General features: G+C 72.1%; 14 protein-coding genes. All 14 read left to right on the top strand.

Annotated features, from left to right (window positions below; translation table 11 throughout):
• Positions 1-54 precede the first annotated feature (54 nt).
• Positions 55-1,119: a TerC family protein gene (locus tag ACFQ58_RS10405; protein WP_376950999.1), complete on the top strand. Its 1,065-nt coding sequence runs from the start codon at positions 55-57 to the stop codon at positions 1,117-1,119.
• A 109-nt stretch (positions 1,120-1,228) separates the two neighbouring features.
• A complete protein-coding gene (locus ACFQ58_RS10400) occupies positions 1,229-2,122 on the top strand; it encodes a PP2C family protein-serine/threonine phosphatase (RefSeq protein ID WP_376950998.1) in 894 nt (297 codons plus the stop codon).
• Positions 2,103-3,275, top strand: a complete 1,173-nt coding sequence (locus ACFQ58_RS10395) for an FHA domain-containing protein (RefSeq protein WP_376950997.1) — start codon at positions 2,103-2,105, stop codon at positions 3,273-3,275. Before ACFQ58_RS10400 ends, ACFQ58_RS10395 begins: the two co-directional genes overlap by 20 nt.
• Entirely contained in the window at positions 3,275-4,945 is a 1,671-nt protein-coding gene (locus ACFQ58_RS10390) for a serine/threonine-protein kinase (protein WP_376950996.1), read from the top strand. Before ACFQ58_RS10395 ends, ACFQ58_RS10390 begins: the two co-directional genes overlap by 1 nt.
• Entirely contained in the window at positions 4,942-5,658 is a 717-nt protein-coding gene (locus tag ACFQ58_RS10385) for a hypothetical protein (protein ID WP_376950994.1), read from the top strand. The genes ACFQ58_RS10390 and ACFQ58_RS10385 overlap by 4 nt, the downstream gene beginning before the upstream one ends.
• 163 nt (positions 5,659-5,821) lie before the next feature.
• Positions 5,822-11,170, top strand: a complete 5,349-nt coding sequence (locus ACFQ58_RS10380; protein ID WP_376950993.1) for an Ig-like domain-containing protein — start codon at positions 5,822-5,824, stop codon at positions 11,168-11,170.
• 28 nt (positions 11,171-11,198) lie between these two features.
• Positions 11,199-16,448 carry an Ig-like domain-containing protein gene (locus ACFQ58_RS10375; protein WP_376950992.1) on the top strand — a complete coding sequence of 1,750 codons (5,250 nt, stop codon included), beginning with the start codon at positions 11,199-11,201 and terminating at the stop codon, positions 16,446-16,448.
• Between the two features lie 180 nt (positions 16,449-16,628).
• On the top strand, positions 16,629-17,597 hold the full coding sequence (locus tag ACFQ58_RS10370) for an AAA family ATPase (RefSeq protein WP_376950991.1): 969 nt from the start codon (positions 16,629-16,631) through the stop codon (positions 17,595-17,597).
• Positions 17,594-18,904: a DUF58 domain-containing protein gene (locus tag ACFQ58_RS10365; protein ID WP_376950990.1), complete on the top strand. Its 1,311-nt coding sequence runs from the start codon at positions 17,594-17,596 to the stop codon at positions 18,902-18,904. Before ACFQ58_RS10370 ends, ACFQ58_RS10365 begins: the two co-directional genes overlap by 4 nt.
• Positions 18,901-21,204, top strand: a complete 2,304-nt coding sequence (locus ACFQ58_RS10360) for a transglutaminaseTgpA domain-containing protein (protein WP_376950989.1) — start codon at positions 18,901-18,903, stop codon at positions 21,202-21,204. Before ACFQ58_RS10365 ends, ACFQ58_RS10360 begins: the two co-directional genes overlap by 4 nt.
• Positions 21,205-21,214: 10 nt before the next feature.
• The gene (locus tag ACFQ58_RS10355; protein WP_376950988.1) at positions 21,215-21,811 is read left to right on the top strand and encodes an FHA domain-containing protein; all 597 of its coding nucleotides are present in this window, start codon (positions 21,215-21,217) and stop codon (positions 21,809-21,811) included.
• A gap of 159 nt (positions 21,812-21,970) precedes the next feature.
• Positions 21,971-23,485, top strand: coding sequence for a 3-isopropylmalate dehydratase large subunit (leuC, locus tag ACFQ58_RS10350; RefSeq protein ID WP_376950987.1), 1,515 nt, complete (start codon positions 21,971-21,973; stop codon positions 23,483-23,485).
• A gap of 1 nt (position 23,486) precedes the next feature.
• Positions 23,487-24,104: a 3-isopropylmalate dehydratase small subunit gene (leuD, locus tag ACFQ58_RS10345; protein WP_376950986.1), complete on the top strand. Its 618-nt coding sequence runs from the start codon at positions 23,487-23,489 to the stop codon at positions 24,102-24,104.
• Positions 24,105-25,475, top strand: a complete 1,371-nt coding sequence (gene murA / locus ACFQ58_RS10340) for a UDP-N-acetylglucosamine 1-carboxyvinyltransferase (protein WP_376950985.1) — start codon at positions 24,105-24,107, stop codon at positions 25,473-25,475.
• Positions 25,476-25,478: the final 3 nt, after the last annotated feature.

The raw sequence follows: 25,478 nt of genomic DNA, 5'->3' as shown, positions 1-25,478 counted from the left end.
CCGGGAGAGACTTTCGGACTCCACCGTCCCTGCTCACCCTTCGAAAGGCGCCTCGTGACCCAGCTCCCCCTCTGGTTCGAAGTCGGCTCGCTCATCGTGCTGACCCTCATCCTCGTCGCCGACCTGCTGATCGTGATCAAGCGGCCGCACGTGCCGTCGTTCCGCGAGTCGACGCTGTGGGTCGTCTTCTACATCGTGCTCGCTCTGATCTTCGCGGGCCTGATGTTCGTGTTCGGCGGCGCCGAGCACGGTGCGCAGTTCCTGGCCGGATGGCTCACCGAGTACAGCCTGTCGATCGACAACCTGTTCGTGTTCGTCATCATCATGGCCAGGTTCGCGGTGCCGAGGAAGTACCAGCAGGAGGTGCTCATGGTGGGCATCATCCTCGCGCTCATCCTGCGCGGCATCTTCATCCTGCTCGGCGCGCAGCTCATCGCGAACTTCAGCTGGATCTTCTACATCTTCGGCGCGTTCCTCCTCTGGACGGCCTTCAACCAGGCCTTCGGCGACCACGAGGACGAGGGCAAGGACTCGGCGCTCATCCGGGTGCTGCGCCGTCGCCTGCCGATCACCAACGACTACGACGGCATCAAGCTCCGCACCGTGATCGGCGGCAAGCGCTTCTTCACGCCGATGCTCATCGTGTTCGTCGCCATCGGCACGACCGACCTGATCTTCGCGCTCGACTCCATCCCGGCGATCTTCGGCATCACGCAGAGCCCGTTCATCGTCTTCACGGCGAACGTGTTCGCCCTGATGGGCCTGCGCCAGCTGTACTTCCTCCTCGGCGGGCTGCTCGAGCGCCTCGAGTACCTCAAGTACGGCATCGCGTTCATCCTCGCCTTCATCGGCGTGAAGCTCGTGCTCCACGCCATGCACGAGAACGAGTTGCCCTTCATCAACGGCGGCGAGCACATCGAGTGGGCGCCCGACATCTCCACGTGGACCTCGCTCGCCGTCATCATCGGGGCGATGGCCGTGGCGACCGTCGCGAGCCTCGTCAAGGCCAACCTCGATGCACGCCGTCGCGGCCACACCCTCGGCGAGGAGATCCCGCACTTCACCGAAGAGGGCGACCGCGCCGAGCGCGCGAGCGACGAGACCTCCGCGCCGCGCTGAGCCTCTCCACAGTCGCGGTCGCGATGCGCGGCGGGCGCCCGGCGCTTGCTAGCGTTGAGCGACTGCGCCTCGGCGACGACCCGAACCCTTCAGAGAGGATCCGATTCTCGTGACGTCTGATGGCAGCGGTGTCGTCCCCATCCCGAGCGGTTCGGCGCGTATCGCGCACAGCGCCCGCACGCATGTGGGCAACGTCCGCTCCGTGAACGAGGATGCGCTGCTCGCGCACGCGCCGGTGTACGTGGTCGCCGACGGCATGGGCGGTCATGCTCGCGGAGATGCGGCGAGCCGCGCCGTGGTCGACACGTTCACGCGACACCTCGACACGGGTCGCCCGTCGACGCCCGAGCAGGTGCTCGACGCGATCCACAGCTCGAACGAGGTGGTCCGGGCGTTGTCGGCCGACGGCGACGAGGGCACGGCCGTGGCCGGAACGACGGTGGCCGGTGTGGTGCTCGTCGACGCCGGCGAGGGTCGCGGAGTGCACTGGATGGTCTTCAACGTCGGCGACTCGCGCGTCTACGCCTGGGACGGACGACGACTGCAGCAGGTCACCGTCGACCACTCGGCGGTGCAGGAGCTCGTCGACGCGGGCCTCATCAGCAGCGACGACGCCGAGCGCCATCCCGACCGCAACGTCATCACGCGCGCCGTCGGCGCCGACGACGTCGTCGAACCCGACGTGTGGCTGATTCCCGCGGCCGGGCGTCAGGTGTTCCTGATCTGCTCCGACGGGCTGTCGAAGGAGGTCGGGGACGAGCGCATCGCGCAGATCCTCGCGGGCCATGCGATGCACGCCGCGGGCCTCGCCGGCGAGCTCGTCGAGGCCGCGCTCGCTGCCGGAGCACGCGACAACGTGACGGCCGTGGTCGTCGAGTCCGATCTCGGCGGGGAGGCCGAGGAGGACGGCGCGACACGGGATCGCGAGGCGGCGCTGCCCGACGAGGTCGAGCAGACGAGGCCGAGGGGAACGGGGGACCAGCGTGGCGGACTACCTGCCTGACGAGCGGGCGCGCTGGCTCGTCGCCGTGCGCGACGATGCGCTGCTGATGCTGCCGGCCGAGCGCCGCGATGACGTCGCGGCATTGTGGCCGACCCTGGGTGCGCCGGATGCCGCGGCCCGCGTCATCGACCGACTGGCCGCAGGCGGCGTGGCCGCCACGCCCAGCTTCGCGCTGGTGGTGCGCGAGCGCGCCGCCGGCACCGCGCGCGCCGTCGTGCGCGGCCCGCTGACCGTGCGACTCGGCGAGGTCGAGGTGTCGGGCGCGCAGGTGTCCACGTGGCAGGAGCGCGTCGTCGGCGACGAGCCCGTCGTGCGGGCGTTGGCCGATGACGTGGACGGCACTCGGTCGTCGGCATCCGCCGAGTCGCGCCTTCCCCTCCTGGCTGGGGTCGTCGCGGCCTGCGCGGTCGAGTGGACGGCCGATGAGGCGCCGGCCGCGGCATCCGTTCTCGCCGGGTCGGCCGAACGGAGCGGACCCGCCCCGCACGCGTCGGCCCCGTCGCCCGAACCTGCGCGGCCGGTCGAGGTCGACCGGCCCGACGAGCGCACGATGGTGCCCGAGGACACGGTCGTGGGGTTCTCCCGCACCGAGCGTCCGCGCATCCCGCGCGGCCCCGATCTGGCCGAGGCCGCCGTCTCGACGACGGTGATCGTGCCGCCCCCGGGGATCGCGGCCGATGCCTCGGCTGCGCCGCCGGCGATCCTCGGCGACCACGACGGGCTCACGGTCGCCAGCGCCGACATCCGCCGGCTGCGCGAGGAGCGTGTCCGCGAGGAGGCCTCCGCACGCCCCGCCGATGCGCCCGCCGGAGCGACTGCGCTCGCGCTCCGCCTGCCCGACGGGGCCATCGAGCCGATCGTCGGCGAACTCGTGCTCGGTCGGGCGCCCGCCATCGGCCGCGTGACCGGGACCCGCATGCCGCGTCCGGTCGTGATCGGCGCAGGCGACCCCGACATCTCGCGCACGCACCTGCGCGTCGCGGTCGAGGGCGGCACGGCCGTGGTCACCGACCTCGAGTCCCGCAACGGCACGCACATCGTCGCCCCCGGTCAGTCGCCCGTGCGCCTGCGCCCCGCCGAGGCCACCCCCGTGCTGCCCGACACGGTCATCGACCTCGGCGGGGGCTGGACCATCCAGGTGGTGGTGCGCTGATGCGCCGCACGCCCTCCTCGCCGCCCGACCTGCCCGGCTACACGCCGCTCGGCCTGCTCGGTTCCGGCGGCTTCGCCGACGTGTTCCTGTACGAACAGCGGCTGCCGCGACGCAAGGTCGCCGTGAAGGTGCTGCTCGCCGACGACATCGACGCGGGCACGCGCGCGCAGTTCGTCGCCGAGGCCAACCTGATGGCGCGGCTGTCGGCGCACCCGTTCATCGTCACGATCTTCCATGCCGACGTGTCGGCCGACGGCCGGCCGTACTTCGTCATGGAGTACTGCTCGGGCCCGAGCCTGTCGGAACGGTACAAGCGGCAGCCGCTCACCGTCGAGGATGCGCTGCGCACGGGCATCCGTCTCTCGGGCGCCGTGGCCACCGCGCACGCCGCCGGCATCCTGCACCGCGACATCAAGCCTGCGAACGTGCTCACGAACGACTACGGCTGGCCGGCGCTGAGCGACTTCGGCATCTCCTCCGACCTCGAGGGCGACCTACCGGTGCACACGATGTCGTTCCTGTCCGATCCGGGCGCGACGGGCTCCGGCACGGGGTCCGACCGCGCCGCGGTCGGCATGAGCGTGCCGTGGTCGCCGCCCGAGCTGTTCGAGGACGACCCGCGGCCCGACACGCGCAGCGACGTCTTCGCGCTCGCCGCCACCGTGCACACGCTGCTCGCAGGCCGCACGCCGTTCGAGGTCCCGGGACGCTCGAACGGGCCGCTCGACCTGATCGGTCGGATCGAGCGCGGCCGCATCACGCCGATCGGCCGGGACGACGTGCCGGCGAGCCTCGAGTCGGTCCTCGCGACCGGCATGGCCGTGCATCGGGAGGACCGCTCCCAGAGCGCGGTGGAGTTCGGACGCGCCCTGCAGCGCATCGAGCTCGAGCTCGGGTACTCGGTGACCGGCATCGAGGTGCCGAGCCTGCCCGGCGGCGCGCCGTCTTCCGAAGAGCCGGGCGGGACGGCCGGAGACGCGGGCGAGGAGGAGGCGGCCACGCGGGCGCGGTCGGTGCGCGTCGTCCACGCCGATGCGCCGCCCGCGCCGGTCATCCCCCCGATCCCGGATGCCACGCAGGTCCAGGCGCCCGACGACGACGTCACCCGTGCGCGCAGCGTCCGCCAGGTCGCCGCCCAGGCGCCCGCCGTGGCGACGGCCGAGGCGGTCGACGACGGCACGATGCTCCGCGGCGGAGCCGGCGCGATGGTGCGCGAGACGGTCACGACCGCGACGCCCGGGTCGCCGGCGCCGTCCCGTCGCCGCACGGGCATCGCGATCGCGATCGCGTCCGCCGCGTCGGCCGCCCTGCTCGTCGCGGTGGGTGCCGCGATCGCGCTCGGGGGAGCGCTCGGCGGCCCCGGTGGGGATACCGGTGCGACGGACGCGCCATCCGAGGATGCCGTCATCGCGGCGCGAGTGCCCGCGCCCGACGTGGCCGACGGCGTGCGCGCCGCCGACGGCAGCGTCGTGTTCGCCGTCACCCACGCCGACGCCCAGGACGGCGACCGCTATCGCTGGCACCGCGCCGACGGCTCGGGCGCGACGGCCGTGGCGACCGGACCCGAGATCGTCGTCGAGGGCGTCGCCGCCGGCGCGACGGTGTGCATCGAGGTGCAGGTGCAACGCGGGAGCAAGACGTCCGAGCCGGTCACGGGGTGCTCGCCATGAGGCCGCTCCGCGTCGAGTACTGCGGCGAGTGGTACACCGTCGAGGCCGATCGGACCTTCACCATCGGCCGCGAGTCCGACCTCACGATCGACGACAATCCCTACCTGCATCGCACCTTCCTCACCCTCTCGAGCGAGTTCGGGCTGTGGTGGCTCTCGAACGTCGGGCAGCTGCTGTCGGCGACGGTCTCGGATGCCACGGGCAGCGTCCAGGCCTGGGTCGCGCCGGGCGCCAAGCTGCCGCTCGTCTTCCAGGCCGTCCACGTCATGTTCAGCGCGGGGGCGACGACCTACGACTTCACGATCCATGCCGAGGAGGACTTCTACAACACGTCGCTCACGGCCGCGCCGGCCGACGGCGGTACCACGATCCTCCCGGTGACGCTGACGACCAGCCAGCGACAGCTCGTGGTGGCGCTCGCCGAGCACGTGCTGTCGCAGCCGTCGGCCGGTCGGGCGACCGTGCCCTCGTCGGCCGAGGCGGCGGCGCGCCTGGGCTGGAGCATGACGACGTTCAACCGCAAGCTCGACAACGTGTGCGAGAAGCTCGACAAGATCGGCGTCGACGGGCTGCGCGGCGGACGCGGCAAGCTTGCGGTCAACCGCCGTGCACGGCTCGTCGAGTATGCCGTCGCGACGCGGCTGGTCAGCACCGACGACCTCGTGCTGCTCGACGGCGCCGGCGCCGACGGCGGCCCGTCGACCTCGGCCTGACGCGATCCCGACGGGCGGAGGCCGCTCTCCGATTCATGCATCTCGATGGGCAGCGGTCCCCATTTCAGGGGTGCGTCGGGCCGTGTTAGCGTGAGGCCCGGCCCGCCGTTCTGGCGGCGCCATCCGACGCCCTGCCGACGGACGGCACCCTGGGGAGACGAGCTTGGTCACGTTGAGGTCCTGGGTGCGTTCGCGCCGGAACATCGCCTCCGCGACCGCCCTCGCCGTGCTCGCCGGCGTCCCGATCGGCATCGCCGTGATCCACCAGGGCTTCCCGGTGACCGACCCCGACCTGCGCGCCCGTGAGGTCTGGGTCACCAACGCCGAAGAGCTGCTCGCCGGACGGCTCAACCGGCAGATCGAGGAGCTCGACGCGGCCGTCGCCACCGCGACGAACGAGATCGACGTGTTCCAGCACGGGGAGGATGCGTTCCTGTTCGATCCGAGCGTCGGCTCGGTCGAGCGCATCGACCCGTCGTTCACGACGCTCGTGCAGCGCATCGACGTGCCGCCGGCATCGTCGCTCGCCTACGGCGGCGATATCCTCGCCGTGCTCTCGCCCGAGGGCGAGCTCTGGCGCGTGCCCGCCGCGGCCGAGCTCTCGTTCGATTTCCGCGGCACCGACCCGATCGCGAAGCTCGGCGACGACGCCGAGGTCGCCGTGAGCAGCACCGGCACGATCTTCGCCACGTCGCCCGGCGACGGCGAGCTCATCTCGGTGAAGAAGGATGCCACTGAGCCCGAGGTGCGCGACCTGGCCGACGTCGGCCGTCACCAGCTCGCGGCGGTGGGCGAGCGCCCGGTCGTGTTCGACGTCGAGGGCGATTCGGTCCTCGTCGACGGGCGGCGGATCGACCTGCCCGAGCCGGCGCTGCGCTTGCAGCAGTCCGGGCCCGAGCGCGACCGCGTGGTGCTCGCCACCGCGACCGACCTGCTCGACGTGCCGCTCGGCGGCGGCGAGATCCTCACCATCCCGAGCGGCGCCGAGGTCGCCGCCGAGAGCGCCGACGAGGTCGCGGCGCCCGTGCGGCTCGGGTCGTGCGTGCACGGTGCATGGGCGGCCGGCCAGCGCTACGTCGCCGCGTGCGTCGGGCAGGAGCCCGAGTCGGTACCCATCGAGCAGCCGACGGCCGGGTCGCGGCTCGAGTTCCGCGTCAACCGCGACGTCATCGTCCTGAACAACCTCACCAACGGCAATTCCTGGCTCGTCGACTCCGACCTCCGCCTCGTCGACAACTGGGAGGAGGTCACGCCGCCCGAGGAGAGCGACGAGCTCGAGGGCGACGAGAAGTCTGCGCAGCAGACCTTCGAGGACACGCTGGCCGAGCGGACCGACGTGAACCGGCCACCGGTGGCGCGCGACGACGATTACGGCGTGCGCCCCGGACGCACGACCGTGCTCGAGGTGCTCGAGAACGACACCGACCCCGACGGCGACGTGCTCACGATCGCCTCCACCTCCGAGGTCGCCGCCGCCTCGGGCAGGCTCGAGCTCATCGACGGCGGTCGCGCGCTCCAGTTCTCGCCGGCCGAGGGCGCGGCGGGCAGCGTGTCGTTCCGGTATGGCGTCGACGACGGCCGCGGCGGGGTGTCCGAGGCCGCGGTGAACGTGCGGATCGTGCCGCAGAGCGAGAACACCGCTCCCGCCTCGATGCGCAGCGGCGCGATCAGCGTCGAGCAGGGCCAGCAGATCTCCTACAACGTGCTCGCCGACTGGAACGATCCCGATGGCGACGACCTCTACCTCGTGAACGCCTCGCCGACCGGTGGCGACACCGTGCGGTCGAGCCCCGACGGATACGTGACCTTCGAGCACCGGTCGGCCGAGCTCGGCACCAAGGAAGTCCAGTTCACCGTCTCGGACGGACAGTCGACCGCAGCCGGCACGCTCACCGTGGACGTGAAACCGACGGGCACGCTGAATCCGATCGGCACGCCCGACTTCGCGCGCGTCTTCGTCGGCGAGACCGAGCTCATCGAGCCGCTCGCCAACGACTTGTCGCCATCCGGCGCCGGACTCGAACTGCTCACCGTCGCCGAGGTGCCCGACGGGGCCGTCGTCACACCGAATGTCGAGCGCGGCACGATCGCCTTCGCCGCGTCGACGCCCGGCGAGTACGTCTTCCTCTACGACGTCGGCGCCGGAGCGTCGGTGAGCAAGGGGCTGATCCGCGTGCAGGCGGTGGAACCGCCGGCCGAGGCACCGCCGCCGATCGCGGTGAAGGACACGGCCTACCTGCGCGCGGGCGAACCGCTCACCGTTCCCGTGCTCGCGAACGATGTCTCGCCCTCGGGCCGGGTGCTCGCCGTGCAGTCGATCGACGACGCCGATGCCGAGGGACTCGTCTCGGTCGAGATCCTGACGAACACGGTCCTGCGGATCACCGCGTCCCAGGCGGTCGACACCCAGCTCCAGGTGGCCTACACCGTCTCCGACGGCGTGAACTCCTCGACGGCGACCGTGACCGTCGTGCCGGTGCCGCCCCTCGTGAAGCACCAGCCTCCCGTCGCCGTCGTCGACGGCGCGATCGTACGCGCCGGCGACATCGTGACCGTGCCGGTGCTCGAGAACGACTACCACCCCGACGCCGCGAAGCTGCACGTGCAGCCCGATCTCCTCGACGTCGAGGCGCCCGACGGCCTCGCCTTCGTCGACGGCGACACCGTGCGGTTCCAGGCACCCGATGAACCCGGCGTCTACAGCGCGGTCTACACCGTCGGCGACGACTACGAGCAGTCGGCGCGCGCCGCCGTCCGGTTCACCGTGGTCGCGAAGGACGCCGGCGAGAACCGCGCGCCCCTGCCGACGCCGCTCACGTCGCGCACGTTCGCGGGCTCCGCGGTGAAGATCGACGTGCCGCTCGACCAGCTCGACCCCGACGGCGATTCGGTCACGCTCACGGGCATCGACGCGGCGCCCGAGCTCGGTCGTGTCATCGAGCGCACGAGCACGTCCATCACGTACGAGGCGCTGACCGGCTCGGCCGGCACCGACGAGTTCACCTACGAGGTGCGCGACACCCTCGGCGCGACGGCGACCGGCACCATCCGCATCGGGGTCATCCCACGGCCCGAGGTGCAGCTGCCCCCGAAGGCCGTCGACGACACGATCGAGATGAAGCCCGGTCGCACCGCGTCGGTCGAGGTGCTCCTCAACGACTCGGATCCGAGCGGGTACCGGTTGCACGTGGCCGACCTGCCCGAGGTCGACGACGGCATCGACGCCGAGATCCGCGACCGTCGCCGCATCGTCGTCACGGCGCCGCAGCAGGAGGCGGCGTACACGATCCGCTACGAGATCTCGAACGGACACGGCGGAGCGGACACCGCCTTCCTCCAGGTCGCGGTCACCGAGGATGCCGTCATCGAGCCGCCGACGGCGGAGGACCAGGTGATCGAACCCGAGCAGGTCATCGACGGCGAGCCCATCACGGTCGACCCGTTGGCCGATGCGACGAACCCCGGCGGGCTCGTCGAGGACCTCGCGGTGACCGTCGAGGGACCCAACGCCGGCCGGGCCGAGGTCGGCTCCGACGGCACCATCCAGGTCGCGCCCGGCCGCGAGCGGTACGCCGTCGCGTACCGGCTCACGAACGAGCTCGACGACCTCTCGGCGATGGCGTTCGTGATCGTGCCGCCCGTGCCATCCGGCGACGACACGGTCGAGGAGACCCAGCGCCCGAAGACGCCCGAGGAACTGCTCGCCGAGGAGAAGGCGAAGTTCCCCGCGCCCTACCTGAAGCAGCTCGGCGAGATCATCGTGCCGATGAACGGCCGGATCAGCTGGAACGTCGACGACCTCGTCGAGGTGCCGTCGGGCAACCCCGCGCTCATCCTCTCCGCGACCTCCACGAACTCGAGCGAGGCACCGTACGTCAGCGGGACGGCGCTCCAGTTCGTGCCCGCTGCGGACTATCGGGGCCCGGCTGCTGTGACCTTCGAGGTGACCGACGGCACGGGCGCCGACGATCCGATCGGGCGGACCGCCATCCTCACCATCCCGATCACGGTGGGCGACCCGAACTTCAACGACGCGCCGCCGACGTTCACCCCGAGGAGCGAGACGATCGAGGCCGGCGAGGCTCCGCTCGACGTCGACCTGCGGTCGTCGACCGACCACCCGAACCCCGACAACATCCAGCGCGTCGAGTACCGCAACCTCACCGGCGCCACGGCCGACGTCCAGGCGCAGATCGTCGAGGGCTCGATCCTGCGGGTCTCCGCGCCGCTGGGCGTGCAGCCCGGTACCGAGGCGCGCATCGCGTTCGACGTCGTGTTCAACGAGTTCACGGTGCCCGGATACGTCGACGTTACGGTCGTCTCGTCGACGCGGGCGCTGCCGCAGGCCAACGACGACGGACCGTACGACCTGCAGCGTGCCGACACGCAGACCATGGACGTCCTCGCCAACGACTTCAACCCGTTCGCGCCCGACGCGCCGCTCCGGATCGTCGACGCGCAGATCGACCAGCAGAGCGTGGGCGCGAACGCATCGGTGAGCTTCACCGACACGAACGTCACGGTCCGCACGGGCGCGGCCTTCACGGGCACGCTGAGCGTCATCTACCGGATCCAGGACGGCACGAGGGACCCCGCGCGCGAGACGCAGGGCCGCATCACGGTGGTCGTCCGAGACGAGCCCGACAAGCCTGCGGCGCCGACGATCGTGAACCACGGTGACAGCACCATCACCATCCGGTGGAGCGCCCCGGCGAACAACAACTCGCCCATCTCGGGGTACGAGGTCGAGTACAACGGGCAGACGAAGTCCTTCGCCGCCGGCGACGCGGGCGTGAACCAGCAGTTCGGCGGGCTCCGCAACGGCACCGCCTACGACTTCCAGGTCCGCACGCAGAACGGGATCGGCTGGAGCGAGTGGTCCAGCCCGTCGGCCTCCGAGACGCCGTACGGCGTGCCCAGCCCGCCGCGCAACGTGACCGCGAGCGCCGCCGGAACCGCGCCGACGACGGTGAACGTCGATTGGAACCCGCCGAGCGACACCGGCGGCGGCGGCGTGCACTACGAGGCGCGCATCGACGGCAACGGCTGGAAGACCGTGAACGGGACCTCCACCTCCTTCGGCAACGTCGGGGCCGGCACACACCGTGTCGATGTTCGCGCGGTGAACAACAACGGCGGCGGCACCAGCACCATCGAGTCGGCCAACGTGGGCGTGCAGAATCCGCAGCCATCGGGCCGGATCGGCAAGGGTCCGAGCCGCTCGTGCGACAGCGGCGGCGGCGGCTGCGCCGAGGTGCGCATCACCTGGAGCAACATGGACCCCGGCCGCTACCGCGTCTACGCGCTGATCAACGGCTCCTCGTGCTGCGGCTACCAGGAGACGATGGACATCGGTGCGGACGGCCAGAAGCAGCTGCTGAACCACCTGGGCGTGCGACCGGCCGGCGAGACGATCGCCGTGCGGTTCGAGAACATCAGCGGTGGCACCTCGCGCACCCTCGGCGCGATCAGCGGCAGCCAGTGGAACAGCCTCGGCTACAACACGTGGTGACCCACGTGATCGCACCGAGCGGCGACCGGTGAGCCGGCGTCCGATCCTGCGACCGGGAGGCCGTCGTGTCGCGTCGGTCGTCGTGCTCGCCCTGCTCGCCGGCGCGCCGGTGACGATCGCAGCGATGCACCCCGGCTTCCCCGAGACGGATCCCGACCTCCGGGTCCGCGAGGTCTGGGTCACCAACGGCGACGCACTCCTGGCGGGGCGGTTGAACCGCCAGATCGCCGAGCTCGACGCGGCGGTGGCGACGACGGATGGCGCAGCCGACGTGCTGCAGGACGGCGAGCACGTCTTCCTCGTCGACACCGCGGCCGGCACGATCGAGCGGGTCGACCCGGCATTCACGAACCTGACGCAGGGGATCGACGTGCCACCCGGCTCGCAGGTCGCCCACGGCGGCGGCGTGCTCGCGGTGCTGTCGCCAGAGGGCGACCTGTGGACGCTCCCCGCGGAGGGCGAGCTCGCGTTCGACGCCGACGACGCGCCCGTGGCCGAGCTGGGCGAGGGAGCGCAGCTGGCCGTCGGCGTCGACGGGCGCGTCGCGGCGGCCTCCGTGCGCGACGAACGCCTCGTCACGATCGACCCGGACGGCACGGTCGCCGAGCATCCCCTCGAGGGCTTGGGCGAGCACGCGATCACGCTCGTCGGGGACCGGCCCGTCGTCCTCGACGATGACGCCGACGTGCTCATCGTGGACGGACGCCGGATCGACCTGCCCGGCGACGCGGCGCGGCTGCAGCAGCGAGGACCGGCCGCAGACCGGGTGTTCGTCGCGACGTCGGACGCCCTGCTCGAGGTGGAACTCGACGGAAGCGGCACGACGCGACACGAGGCTCAGGCGGATGCCGCGCCATCCGGAGCCGCCGGTGGGACCGCGGTCGACGCGGTCGCCGAGCCGGTGCGCGTCGGCGCGTGCGCGTACGGCGCGTGGGGCGGGCTCGCGCGCGTGCTGACGGCGTGCGACGGCGCCGACGACCTGGTGCACGAGCTGCCGAGCGGCGAGCCGTCGTCGCGCCTCGCGTTCCGCGTCAATCGCGACGTCGTCGCACTGAACGATCTCGACACCGGCAACGCGTGGCTCGCCGACGCCGACCTGCGTCTCGTCGACGACTGGTCCGAGGTGATCCCGCCCGACGAATCGGATGACGACGGCGAGGACCGGAGTTCGCGCCAGGGCTTCCAGGACGCGCTGGCCGAGCGAACCGAGGAGAACCGGGCTCCGGTGGCGCGCGACGATGACCTCGGCGTGCGTCCGGGGTCGACGGCGGTGCTCGAGGTGCTCGAGAACGACACGGACGCCGACGGCGACGTGCTCACGATCTCCGACGTCGGGGCATTCCCCGAGGCGCAGGGGCGACTCGAGGTGATCGACGGCGGGCGCGCCCTCCAGGTGACCGCGGCCACGGCGGCGACGGGGACCGCGTCGCTGCGGTATGCCATCGAGGACGGCCGGGGCGGGGTCGCCGAGGCGGCGCTCGACGTGCGCATCGTCCCCGACGGAGCCAATGCGCCACCGCAGGCGTCGCGGCGCGGGGCGGTGAGCGTCGAGCGCGACCAGCGCGTCGCCTACCACGTGCTCGCGGATTGGACCGATCCGGACGGCGATGCGATCGTGCTCGCGGCCGCAAGCGCGCCGGGGGAGACCGTGCGGTTCAGTCCCGACGGCCTCCTCACGTTCGAGCATCGCTCGGGCACCCTCGGCGAGAAGGTCGTGACGTACATGGTCTCCGACGGCACCGACACCGCCGAGGGCGAGCTCGTCGTCGACGTGCGCCCGACCGGCACGCTCGATCCGGTCGGCATTCCCGACTATGTCGAGGTCGTCGCCGGTGCGCCCACCGTGGTCCGTCCGCTCGAGAACGACCTGAGTCCCTCGGGTGCGCCGCTGGGCCTGATCGGCGTGCCGGACGCCCCTGATGACGCGCAGGTCGGGATCGACGCGAATCGGGGGACGATCACGGTCGAGGCCATGGAGCCGGGTGATCACACCTTCCTCTACGAGCTCGGTGCCGACGGCCGCGTCGGGTCCGGGCTCGTCCGCGTGCGCGTCCTCGCTCCGGCCGAGGCCGAGCCGTCCCCGATCGCCGTGCAGGATGTCGCCTACCTCCGACCGGGCGAGCCCGCCGAGGTCGCGGTGCTGGCCAACGACGTCTCGCCGCTCGGCCGGGTGCTCGCCGTGCGGTCCGTCGACGCCGCGGCGGTCGACGGGCTGGTCTCGGTCGAGCTGCTCGGCAACGCCGTCGCGCGCGTGACGGCGACGGAGCCGCTCGACCGGCAGCTGCGGTTCGACTACACCGTGTCCGACGGGCAGCGGCAGGCCGCGGCATCCGTCGTCGTGGTACCGGTGCCGCCGATCGTCACGCACCAGCCGCCCGTCGCTGCCGGGGATCACGCCCGCGTGCGCGCCGGCGACGTGGTGAGCGTGCCGGTGCTCGAGAACGACCATCACCCGGATGCCGCGACCATGCGCATCGCGCCCGAGCTCACGGGTGCCGCGGCCGACGCGCGCGCCGATCCTGCGGCCGGGTACGCGTTCGTCTCGGCGGACCGGATCCGCTTCCAGGCGCCGGCCGAGCCGGGCACGCACCGCATCGGCTACACCGTGGTGGACGACTTCGAGCAGCGGGCGCGAGCCGAGCTCGTCGTCGAGGTCGTCGCGCCCGACGCGGGGGAGCAGGCCCCGGTCGCCGAACCGGTCATCGCGCGCACCTTCGCGGGTTCGTCGATCACCATCGAGGTGCCCCTCGACGGCGTCGATCCCGACGGCGATTCCGTCCGCCTCGCGGGGGTCGTCGGCGCGCCGTCGCTGGGGCGTGTCGTCGAGCAGACCAGCACGAGCCTCGTGTACGAGGCGTTCGACACCGCGGCCGGCACCGACGAGATCGGGCTCGCACTCGAGGACGCCCGCGGCGTGCGGGGCACAGGGGTGCTGCGGATCGGGGTCGTGCCGCGCCCGGCGACCGCGATGCCGCCCGTCGCGGTCGACGACGTCATCGAGCTGCGTCCCGGCCGGGTGGCGGCGGTCGACGTGCTCGCGAACGACTCCGACCCGGGCGGTGCACCGCTCGAGGTCACCGGCCTGGACGACGTGCCCGAGGCGCCCGGGCTCGATGTCCGCGTTCGCGATGGGCGCCAGGTCGTCGTCGCGGTGCCCGACGACGAGGGCCGGTTCGTGGTCGGGTACGACATCGCCAACGGACGCGGCGGGACCGATCGCGCTGCCCTCCACGTGATCGTCGACGAGGATGCGCCGATCCTGCCGCCGACCGCGGAGGACCTCGTGCTCGAGCCCGACGACGTGCGCGGCGAGGACGAGGTCGTGGTGCGCCCCCTCGACCGCGCGACGAACGCCGGCGGGCTCGTCGAGGACCTGGCGGTCGAGCTCGTCGGACCGAACGGCGGCGCCGCCGAGGTGCTCCCCGACGGCAGCGTTTCGATCGCCGCCCGCGAGGAGCGGTACGCGGTCGCGTACCGCCTCGTGAACCGGCTCGACGACCTCGCAGCGAGCGCGTTCATCATCGTGCCGGCGCGCGACGACACCGGCGAGCCCCCGTACCTGGCCGACGTCGGGCCGTTCGCGATCCCCGTGAACGGCCGCATCGAGTGGCCGGTCGACGACCTGGTCGTGTCGCCGTCCGGCCGCGAGGTCCGGATCCTGGGCGCAATGGCGACGGTCGAGGGCGAGCGCTCGTTCGTCGATGCCGACACGCTGCGGTTCATCCCGCCCCGGGACTTCCGCGGCGAGGCCGCGGTGACCTTCGAGGTGACGGATGTCGCGGGCGTCGAGTCCGGTGAGGCGGGCGCCGTGTTCCTGACCCTCCCGGTCCTCGTGGGCGACCCGGAGTATCGCGACGTGGCACCCGAGTTCACGCCGACGATCGCCGCGGTCGAACCGGGTGAGGAGGCGGTGGCCGTCGACCTACGCGCGGCCACGTCGCATCCGAATCCCGACGTGCTCGCGGCCGTCTCGTTCGTCGAACCCGCCGGGGCCGCGGGCGGGATCGAGGCGCGCCTCGACGGTTCGGCGCTGCGGCTGTCCGCCCCGCTCGGCACCGCACCCGGCACGGGAGCACGGATCCGGTTCACGCTCGTGTCCGGGGAGTTCCGCGTGCCGGGCTTCGTCGACGTGAAGGTCGTCTCGTCGACGCGCCCCAAGGCCCAGGCGGTCGACGACGGGCCGCTCGAGATGCTTCGCGGCACGTCCGAGACCGTCGCCGTGCTCGCGAACGACGTGAACCCATTCGCCGGCGACGCGCCGCTGCGCGTGGTCGGCGCGGAAGTGGAGTCGGCCGACGCCGGATCGGGAGCGAGCGTTGCGCACACCCCGACGGGCGTCACGGTCCGCACCGGCGCCGCGTTCAGTGGCACGCTCAGCATCGTCTATCGCGTCGAGGACGCCACGCGCGACCCGGCGCGCCAGGTCCGGGGGCGCGTGACGGTCGTCGTCCGCGACCGCCCCGACGCACCCACGATCACGTCGGTCGTCGACGGCGATGGGGCCGCGACGCTCACGTGGCGCGGCAACGCCTCGAACAACTCGCCGATCACCGGCTACACCGTGCAGTACGGCACGTCGAGTCTCGCCTACCCGGCATCCGCGGCCGGCACGCCGCAGACGATCTCGGGACTCGCGAACGGCACCGCCTATACGTTCCGCGTGACCGCGACGAACGCGATCGGCGTCTCCGAGCCATCCGCGGCCAGTCGCACCGTCGTGCCGTACGGCGCGCCGGGCACGCCCGCCTCCGCCACCCTGACGGGCTCGGGCGACGGCTCCGGTCGCATCACGCTGTCGTGGACGGCACCGCTCGACGACGGGGGCCGCGCGGTCGGTTCGTACGAGTGGCGGATGTCGGCCGGGTCGACGGGCAGCGGCACCACCTCGAACCGTTCGCTCACGCGGACCGCCCCGATCGACGTGCCGCAGCAATTCCAGGTGCGCGCGTGCAACGCCCGCGCCTGCGGCGGATGGGCGACGTCGAACGTCGCCACCGCGACCGCGCCGTGGGCGGCGACGAACCCGACGACGGTCACCACGACCACCTGTCCCGAACCGGACTCGACGTACACGAACCCGCCGACCAACGCCGAGCGCGGCTGCACCATGAACCCGGCCGGGATGCTTCCCGTCGGCAGCGTGATCGACGCGATCTGCCGATCGCAGCGCTGGGGCCTCGACTGGTTCTACCTGCGGCACGAGGCGGGGGTCTACGACGGCTGGTTCGTGCTCGCGAGCGACACGAACCGTGCGGGGCGGAGCGTGGCCGATTGCTGATGGCGGGTCGTGTCGAACGGGGAGCGGTCCCCATCGGGCGGAGGACGCCCTCCGTGTTAGCGTGGGGCGACTCCGCCGGACCCGCTGGCTCGTTCGCGCCCGGAACGGCGGAGCGACCCCCATCCCCACCGGACGCACGCGCGCGCTCCGCTGCGGGTTGCAGATGAGGAGACGACGAACATGTCAGTGACCCAAGACCAGGCCCTGTGGTTCCAGGACGCCTTCTCGAAGCTCGTCGACAACGTCGACCGCGCCATCCTCGGCAAGCGGGACATCATCGAGCTCGTCGTCACCGCGATGCTCTCCGAGGGCCATGTGCTGCTCGAGGACTTCCCGGGCACGGGCAAGACGGTGCTCGCGAAGGCGCTCGCCAACACGCTCGACGGCACGCACTCGCGCGTCCAGTTCACGCCCGACCTGCTGCCCTCCGATGTCACGGGCGTGACCATCTACGACCAGGGCAAGGGCCAGTTCGAGTTCCACCGCGGCCCGATCTTCGCCTCGATCGTGCTCGCCGACGAGATCAACCGCGCCAGCCCGAAGACCCAGTCCGCCCTGCTCGAGGTCATGGAGGAGGGCCGGGTCACCGTCGACGGCGTGAGCTACGAGGTCGGCACCCCCTTCATGGTCATCGCGACGCAGAACCCTGTCGAGCAGGCCGGCACCTACTCCCTGCCCGAGGCGCAGCTCGACCGGTTCCTCATCAAGACCTCGCTCGGCTACCCCGACCACGACACCGCCGTCACGCTGCTGCTCGACTCGGCGAACCGGGCGCGCGCCTCGAAGGTGTCGCCGATCATCGCATCGAGCTCCGTGACGACCATGGCGCGGCTCGCCGCCGACGTCCATGTCGACGCCGCGGTGCTGTCGTACCTCAACCAGATCGTGTCGGCGACCCGCGACCACCGCGACTCCGCGCTCGGCGTCAGCATGCGCGGCGCCCTGGCACTCGCGCGCGCGGCGAAGACCTGGGCCATCTCGCGCGGCCGCACGTACGTCACGCCCGACGACGTGCGCGAGCTCGCCGTGCCGGTCCTCGCGCACCGCATCATCGTCGACCCCGAATCCGAGTTCGCCGGCGTCACGGCCGACGAGATCGTCGCGAAGGTGCTCGTCGACGTCGCCCCGCCGGCGTACCGGGCGGCATGACGCTCGAGACCGACGCGCCGGCGACGCCCGCGGCACCTCCGTCGCAGGCGCGCATCGCGCTGCGCTCCGTGCGCCGTTCCCTCGCGGCATCCGCCCGTGCCGGCCTCGCGTCGGCCGGGCGCGGCGGCGCGGCGGTGGGCAGGTTCATCGAGCCGGTGACCGGCGTCGTCAGCCCGGTCGGATGGCTCGTGCTCGGCGCCTCGGTCGTCGCCCTCGGCCTGGCCTGGGCGATGGGATGGATCGAGCTCGCGTTCGTCGGCGCGACGCTGCTGGCAGCCGTGCTCCTCGCCGTCCCGTTCGTCTTCGGCCGCATGCGGTACCGCGTCGAGATCGAGCTGCAGCCGCGGCGGGTGGTGGCGGGGGAGCGGGCACTCGGCCGGCTCGTCGTGCACAACGTCGCGGACGCGACATCCGTGCCCTCGCAGCTCGAGCTGCCCGTCGGGCGCGGACTCGCCGAGTTCGTGATCCCCTCGATCCCCGCCGGGGGCCAGCACGAGGAGCTCTTCGCCGTCCCCACGCAGCGGCGGGCGGTAATCACCGCCGGGCCCGCGGCCTCGGTGCGTGGCGACCAGCTCGGCCTGCTTCGGCGCGAGGTGCGATGGACCGAGCCCGTCGAGCTGTTCGTGCACCCCGTGACGGCGCGCCTGAAGCCGTCGGCGGCGGGGCTCGTGCGCGACCTCGAGGGCGAGATCACCAAGACCATCACCGACAACGACATCTCGTTCCATGCGCTGCGCGCGTACGAACCCGGTGATGCGCTGCGGAACGTGCACTGGCGCACGTCGGCCCGCACTGGGCAGCTCATGGTGCGGCAGTACGAGGAGACCCGGCGGTCGCAGCTGCTGCTCGTGCAGGCGACGAACCGCGCGCACTACGCGTCCGACGACGAGTTCGAGCTGGCCGTCTCGGTGCTGGCGTCGCTCGGTGTGCAGGTCATCCGGGATGCCACGCGGCTCGCGACCGCGACGGATCGGCTGCGCCTGAACACCGCGACGCCCACTGCGCTGCTCGACGACACGAGCCGCATCGCGCCCGTCGAGTCCGCCGCGGCGCCCGTGCGCGACGTCGTCCGCGAGGCGGCGAAGCGCGTGCCGACACCGAGCGTCGTGATCGTCGTCGGCGGGTCGCTCGCACCGCTCGCCGAGTTCCGCGCCGTCGAGACCGTGTTCGGATCCGACACGCAGGTCATCGTGTTCCGTGCCGAGCTCGGAGCCGCCTCGCGCATCACGCGCGTCGGCGAGTCGACCGTCGTCACGGTCGGCACGCTCGACGAGCTGTCCCGACTGGTGAGGAGAGTGCGCCCGTGACTCGCATCCCGTGCTCCGCGCTCGCCGACCTCGGCGTGCTGTCGTTGCTCTCGCTCCTCGCCATCGCCGGCTTCGAGACGAGCTTCGGCGGGCTCGACTTCCTGCTCGCCGCCGTCGCCGGCCTCGTGGTCGGCACGCTCGCGGCCGTGCTCGGCACGCTGTGGCGGCTGAACGTCCTCACCACGGTCCTGCTCGGCATCGCGCTGTACTTCCTCGTCGGCACGCCGTTCGTCATGCCCGACTCGGCCCTGTTCGTCGTGCTGCCGAGCCTCACGTCGCTCGCCGGGCTCGCGATCGGTGCCGTGCACGGCTGGGCCGACATCCTCACGATCTCGGCTCCCGTCGAGGCCCCCGCGTACGTCGCCGCCGTGCCCTACGCGGCCGCGACCGTGGTGTCACTCGTCGGCGGGCTGCTCGTGCTGCGCTGGCTCGCGGTGAAGCGCACGCCGCTTCGTGGTGCGGTGCTGCTCATCGGGCCGGTGCTGCTGTTCCTCTCGGGCATCCTGCTCGGCACCGACGAATCGTTCCTCGCCGCGATCCGCGGCGTGGCGTTCGCCGCCATCGCGCTGACGTGGATCGCCTGGCGCCGCGGCGCGCAGGTCGAGACCGCGGGGGATGGCGAGGCGCGGCTGCGCCGGCGCAAGCTGACGGGCTCGGCCACTGTCGTCGCGGGAGCCGTCGTCATCGGCGCCGTCGCCGGCCTGGCGCTCGCACCCGTCGCGCCCGAGCGCTTCGTGCTGCGCGACGAGGTCGTGCCGCCGTTCGACCCGCTGCAGTTCCCGAGCCCGCTGGCCGGGTTCCGCGAGTACACCAAGGACCTCGCCGAGGAGCCGCTGTTCACGGTCTCGGGCCTCGAGCCCGGCGACACCGTGCGGCTGGCGGCGATGGACTCGTACACCGGCCGACTGTGGAACGTCGCCGGTCCCGAGCAGGCCGCGACCGACGGGGGCTACGCGATCGTCGGCACGACCCTGCCGGCGCCCGAGCTGGCCGACCTCGGCAGTTCCCGAGCGATCGAGGTCGAGGTGCTCGCCTACGACGACGTGTGGGTGCCGACCATGGGCTACGGGTCCGAGCTCGAACTGCTCGATGCGGGTGCCGCCGAGCGCGCGGGCGACCTGCGGTACAACGCGGCGGCCGGCACCGCGGTGCTCACGAGCGGCGTCGCCGAGGGCGCGCACTACCGCCTCGAATCGCGGATCCAGCGCGAGCCCGACGACCAGGACCTGGCCGACGTGCCGATCGCGCAGTTGCCGCTGCCGATCGTCGAGAACCTGCCCGACGTCGTCGCGGCGAAGGCCGACGAGTACGTCGGCGAGGCGGCGAGCCCCATCGAGCAGCTGCGGGCGATCGAGCGCGGCCTGAAGACCAACGGGTTCCTCAGCCACGGCCTCGCCAGCGACGCGGTGCCCTCGCGTGCCGGCCACGGCGCCGACCGGCTCATCGAGCTGTTCACGCGCACGCAGATGGTCGGCGACGCCGAGCAGTACGCCGCGGCGATGGCGCTCATGGCCCGTCACCTGGGCTACCCGTCCCGCGTGGTCATGGGCTACGCGCCCGAGGTGGCCGACGGTGCCGACGAGGTCGAGGTGCTCGGCTCCGACGTCACGGCGTGGGTCGAGGTGCCGTTCGAGGGAGTCGGCTGGGTCTCGTTCCGGCCGACCCCCGACAACATCGACGTGCCCCAGGAGCAGACGCCGAAGCCGAAGTCCGAGCCGCAGCCGCAGGTGCGCCAGCCGCCGCGCGCCGAGCAGGCCGAGGACGAGCTGCTCACGACCGTCGAGATCGACGACACCGACGACGACGACCGCGACCGTCCCTTCCAGCTGCCTGCGTGGGCGTGGGCGATCATCCTCAGCGTCGGCATCCCCGCGGCGATCGCGCTGCTGCCGATGCTCGCCGTCGCGCTCGCCAAGCGCCGCCGGCGCGCCATCCGCCATCGCGGCACCGGCGACCGCCAGGCCGCGGGCGCCTGGGAGGAACTCGTGGACCGCTACGCGGAGCTCGGCTTCGAACCGCCCGAGCGGTCGTCGCGGCTGCAGACCGCGCGCGTGCTCGAGCGCCAGCTCGACGAGCAGGGACTCGGCGCCGTTCGCACCGGCGAGGAGGGCGTGCGGCTCTCGACGCTGGCCGCGACCGTCGACCGCGACGTGTTCGGTGCCGGCGATGTCGCGCCCGCGTCGGTCGAGCGGCGCTGGTCCGAGGCGGATGCCGCGGCGGCGGCGGTCGCAGCGGCCGCCGGCCGCGTGCGCCGGTTCGTCTCCCGATACCGGATGCGTCGCCGCGGACGCGGCGGTTAAGGTGGGGGGCGTGAGCCAGGCCGACTTCATCGTGCCCCCGCCAGGGCTCGTGCCCGACGCCCCGGAGCCCGAGACGCCGGAGCGCACGGTGCAGGCGCCGGACCGGCTTCCCGCGTTCCGCCCCACCACGCCGGTGGTGGCGCCGCCAGGTGCCGCGCGACCTGCTCCGCCGTCGCCGCCGGTGCCGCCGATCGCGCCGATCGCGCCGGCCGCGCCGATCGTGCCGGCCGCGCCGGCCGCGTCCACCGCTCGGGCACGTCCTCGGGCGTGGCGCCTCCGCAGCGCCGACGGCGTCGAGTTCGTGGTCCGCGATCGTGTCGTCGCCGGGCGCGACCCGCAGCTCGACGTGGTGACGGGCGGCGCAACCCCCGTGGCGATCGTCGACCCGCTTCGTTCCATGTCCAAGACGCACGCGCTGCTCGAGGTCGACGGCGACCGCCTCGTCGCGACCGACCTGCAGTCGACCAACGGCGTGCGGATCTGGCCCGACGGTCGCGATCCCGTCGAGTTGGAGCCCGGCGTGCCGACGCCGGTGCCCGCCGACGCGGTGCTGCTCCTCGGCGATGTCGCCTTCTTGGCCGACCTCGCACCCGACGTCGGGTCCTGAGGCGACGCGAGCGGGCGCCCGGCGACGGGATGGTAGCCTTGCCACGTGCTCAGCGGCCGGCTCCTCCTTCTCCGCCGCGACGGGGCCTCGTTCTGACGGCCTTCCCCGTCGCGGAGTTCGTCGTCGGCTGCCACACCCGTCTCGAGGAAGAACGCATTCATGACCGCGGAAGCGACTGAGCAGTACCCGAACATCCCCGATCACCCGCGCACCCTGGCCGAGAAGGTCTGGGACGCGCACCTGGTGAAGAAGGGCGAGGACGGCACGCCCGACCTCATCTACATCGACCTGCACCTCGTGCACGAGGTCACGAGCCCTCAGGCGTTCGACGGCCTGCGGATGGCGGGACGCCCCGTCCGTCGGCCCGACCTCACGATCGCGACCGAGGACCACAACACGCCCACGCTCGACATCGACAAGCCGATCGCCGACCCCACGAGCCGTACCCAGATCGAGACGCTGCGCCGCAATGCCGCGGAGTTCGGCGTCCGGATCCACTCGCTGGGCGACAAGGAACAGGGCATCGTCCACGTCGTCGGCCCGCAGCTCGGCCTCACGCAGCCCGGCATCACCGTCGTGTGCGGCGACAGCCACACGTCCACGCACGGCGCGTTCGGCGCGATGGCGTTCGGCATCGGCACGAGCGAGGTCGAGCACGTGCTCGCGACGCAGACGCTGCCGCTCAAGCCGTTCAAGACCATGGCGATCACGGTCGAGGGCGAGCTGCGTCCGGGCGTCACCGCGAAGGACATCATCCTCGCCGTGATCGCGAAGATCGGCACCGGCGGCGGCCAGGGTTACGTGCTCGAGTACCGCGGCAGCGCCATCCGCTCGCTCTCGATGGACGGCCGCATGACCATCTGCAACATGTCGATCGAGGCCGGTGCCCGTGCGGGCATGGTCGCGCCCGACGAGACGACGTTCGCGTACCTGAAGGGTCGCGCGCACGCGCCCGAGGGCGAGGACTGGGACGCCGCCGTCGCGTACTGGCGCACGCTCCCCACCGACGAGGGCGCCGCCTTCGACGCCGAGGTGTTCATCGACGCGAACGAGCTCGAGCCGTTCGTGACCTGGGGCACGAACCCGGGCCAGGGCGTCTCGCTGAGCGACGTCGTGCCCGACCCGGCCGCGATCGACGACCAGCACGAGCGAGCCGCGGCCGAGCGCGCGCTCGAGTACATGGACCTCGCGGCCGGCACGCCCCTGAAGGACATCAAGGTCGACGCGGTCTTCATGGGCTCGTGCACGAACAGCCGGATCGAGGACCTGCGGGCGTTCGCCTCCATCGTGAAGGGCCGGAAGAAGGCCGACGGCGTGCGCGTCATGGTCGTTCCCGGCTCGGCACGCGTGCGCCTCGAGGCCGAGGCCGAGGGCCTCGACAAGGTGTTCGAGGAGTTCGGCGCCGAATGGCGGTTCGCAGGCTGCTCGATGTGCCTCGGCATGAACCCCGACCAGCTGGCCCCGGGCGAACGCTGCGCGTCCACGTCGAACCGCAACTTCGAGGGTCGCCAGGGCAAGGGCGGCCGCACCCACCTCGTCTCGCCGCTCGTCGCGGCCGCGACCGCCGTGCGCGGCACGCTGTCGAGCCCGTGGGATCTCGAGCAGGAGCCATCCGGGGGTCTCGATACGGCCGTGCCGGCCTACTCGGCCACCGGCGCGAAGGGCGGCAACTGACATGGAGAAGTTCAGCACCGTCACCGGCGTCGCCGCCCCGCTGCGCCGCTCGAACGTCGACACCGACCAGATCATCCCCGCGGTGTTCCTCAAGCGGGTGACGAAGACCGGCTTCGACGACGCGCTCTTCCACGCGTGGCGTCAGGACCCCGAGTTCATCCTCAACGACCCGGCCTACGCGGGCGCCCGCATCCTCATCGCCGGGCCCGACTTCGGCACCGGATCCAGCCGCGAGCACGCCGTCTGGGCGCTGCGCGACTTCGGCTTCGACGTCGTGATCAGTTCGCGCTTCGGCGACATCTTCCGAGGGAACTCGGGCAAGCAGGGCCTGCTCGCAGCGCAGGTCGCGTACGAGGACGTCGAGCGCCTCTGGGAGGCGATCGAGGCCGAGCCGGGAATAACCGCGACCGTCGATCTGGTTGAGCGTACGGTGAGCATCGGCTCACTCACGGTTTCATTCGACATCGACGATTACACTCGGTGGCGGCTCTTGGAGGGACTCGACGACATCGGGCTCACCCTCCGGGACGAGCCGGCCATCGCCGAGTTCGAGTCGCACCGTGAGGCGTGGCGGCCGACGACGCTCCCCATCCGGGAGCCGGCAGAGACAGGGAACTGAGTGAACACACTCGTGGATGACGCGAAGCAGCACGGCACGGCGGTCGGCCTCCCGGTCGACCGCATCACGATCAACGGCGGCAAGCCGCTGCGTGGCCGGATCGAGCTGAAGGGCGCGAAGAACCTCGTCACCAAGGCGATGGTCGCGGCGATCCTCGGCGACACCCCGAGCGTGCTGAAGGACGTCCCCAACATCAGCGACGTGCGCATCGTGCGCGGCCTGCTCGAGGTGCACGGCGTGACGGTGACCGAGGGCGCCGACGAGGGCGACCTCGTGCTCGACCCGTCCGCGGTCGAGACCGCGCACATGGCCGAGGTCGACGCGCACGCGGGCTCCAGCCGCATCCCGATCCTGTTCTGCGGGCCGCTGCTGCACCGACTCGGCGAGGCGTTCATCCCCGACCTCGGCGGCTGCCGCATCGGCGACCGGCCCATCGACTACCACCTCGAGGTGCTCCGCAACTTCGGCGCGATCGTCGAGAAGCTGCCGAGCGGCATCCGCATGTCGGCCCCCAACGGCCTGCACGGAGCGAAGGTCTCGCTGCCCTACCCGAGCGTGGGCGCGACCGAGCAGGTGCTGCTCACCGCGGTGCTCGCCGACGGCATCACCGAACTGTCGGGCGCGGCCATCGAGCCCGAGATCATGGACCTCATCAACATCCTGCAGAAGATGGGCGCCATCATCTCGGTCGACACCGACCGCGTGATCCGCATCGAGGGCGTCGAGAAGCTGCAGGGCTACACGCACCGTGCGCTCTTCGACCGCAACGAGGCCGCGAGCTGGGCGGCCGCGGCGCTCGCGACCGAGGGCGACATCTTCGTCGGCGGAGCGCGCCAGGCCGAGATGCTCATGTTCCTCAACGTCTTCCGCAAGGTCGGCGGTGCGTTCGACATCCACGAGGACGGCATCCGCTTCTACCACCCCGGCGGCGACCTGAAGCCCGTCATCATCGAGACCGACGTGCACCCCGGCTTCATGACCGACTGGCAGCAGCCGCTCGTCGTCGCGCTGACCAAGGCGAAGGGCGTCTCGATCGTGCACGAGACCGTGTACGAGCAGCGCTTCGGCTTCGTCGACGCGCTCGTCGAGATGGGCGCGTCGATCGAGGTGCACAAGGAGTGCCTCGGCGGTCGCCCGTGCCGGTTCGGCCAGCGCAACTTCAAGCACTCCGCCGTGATCTCGGGCCCGTCGCAGCTGCGCGGCGCCGACATCGAGGTGCCCGACCTGCGCGGCGGCTTCAGCCACCTCATCGCGGCGCTCACCGCAGAGGGGCGCTCGACCGTGTCGAACGTCGGCATCATCGCGCGCGGCTACGAGAACTTCATCACCAAGCTGGAGCTGCTCGGAGCGGACTTCGCGCTCGAAGGATAATGG

The sequence above is a fragment of the Agromyces sp. NPDC056523 genome (assembly GCF_042794545.1).
Lineage (GTDB): Bacteria > Actinomycetota > Actinomycetes > Actinomycetales > Microbacteriaceae > Agromyces.
This window is presented reverse-complemented; position numbering and strand designations above follow the sequence as displayed.

Bases quoted from the DNA above. Each gene is read 5' to 3' on its own strand.
- ACFQ58_RS10390 (WP_376950996.1), top strand. From the start codon at position 3,275: ATGCGCCGCACGCCCTCCTCGCCGCCCGACCTGCCCGGCTACACGCCG.
- ACFQ58_RS10385 (WP_376950994.1), top strand. From the start codon at position 4,942: ATGAGGCCGCTCCGCGTCGAGTACTGCGGCGAGTGGTACACCGTCGAG.
- ACFQ58_RS10370 (WP_376950991.1), top strand. From the start codon at position 16,629: ATGTCAGTGACCCAAGACCAGGCCCTGTGGTTCCAGGACGCCTTCTCG.
- ACFQ58_RS10365 (WP_376950990.1), top strand. From the start codon at position 17,594: ATGACGCTCGAGACCGACGCGCCGGCGACGCCCGCGGCACCTCCGTCG.
- leuC (WP_376950987.1), top strand. From the start codon at position 21,971: ATGACCGCGGAAGCGACTGAGCAGTACCCGAACATCCCCGATCACCCG.
- leuD (WP_376950986.1), top strand. From the start codon at position 23,487: ATGGAGAAGTTCAGCACCGTCACCGGCGTCGCCGCCCCGCTGCGCCGC.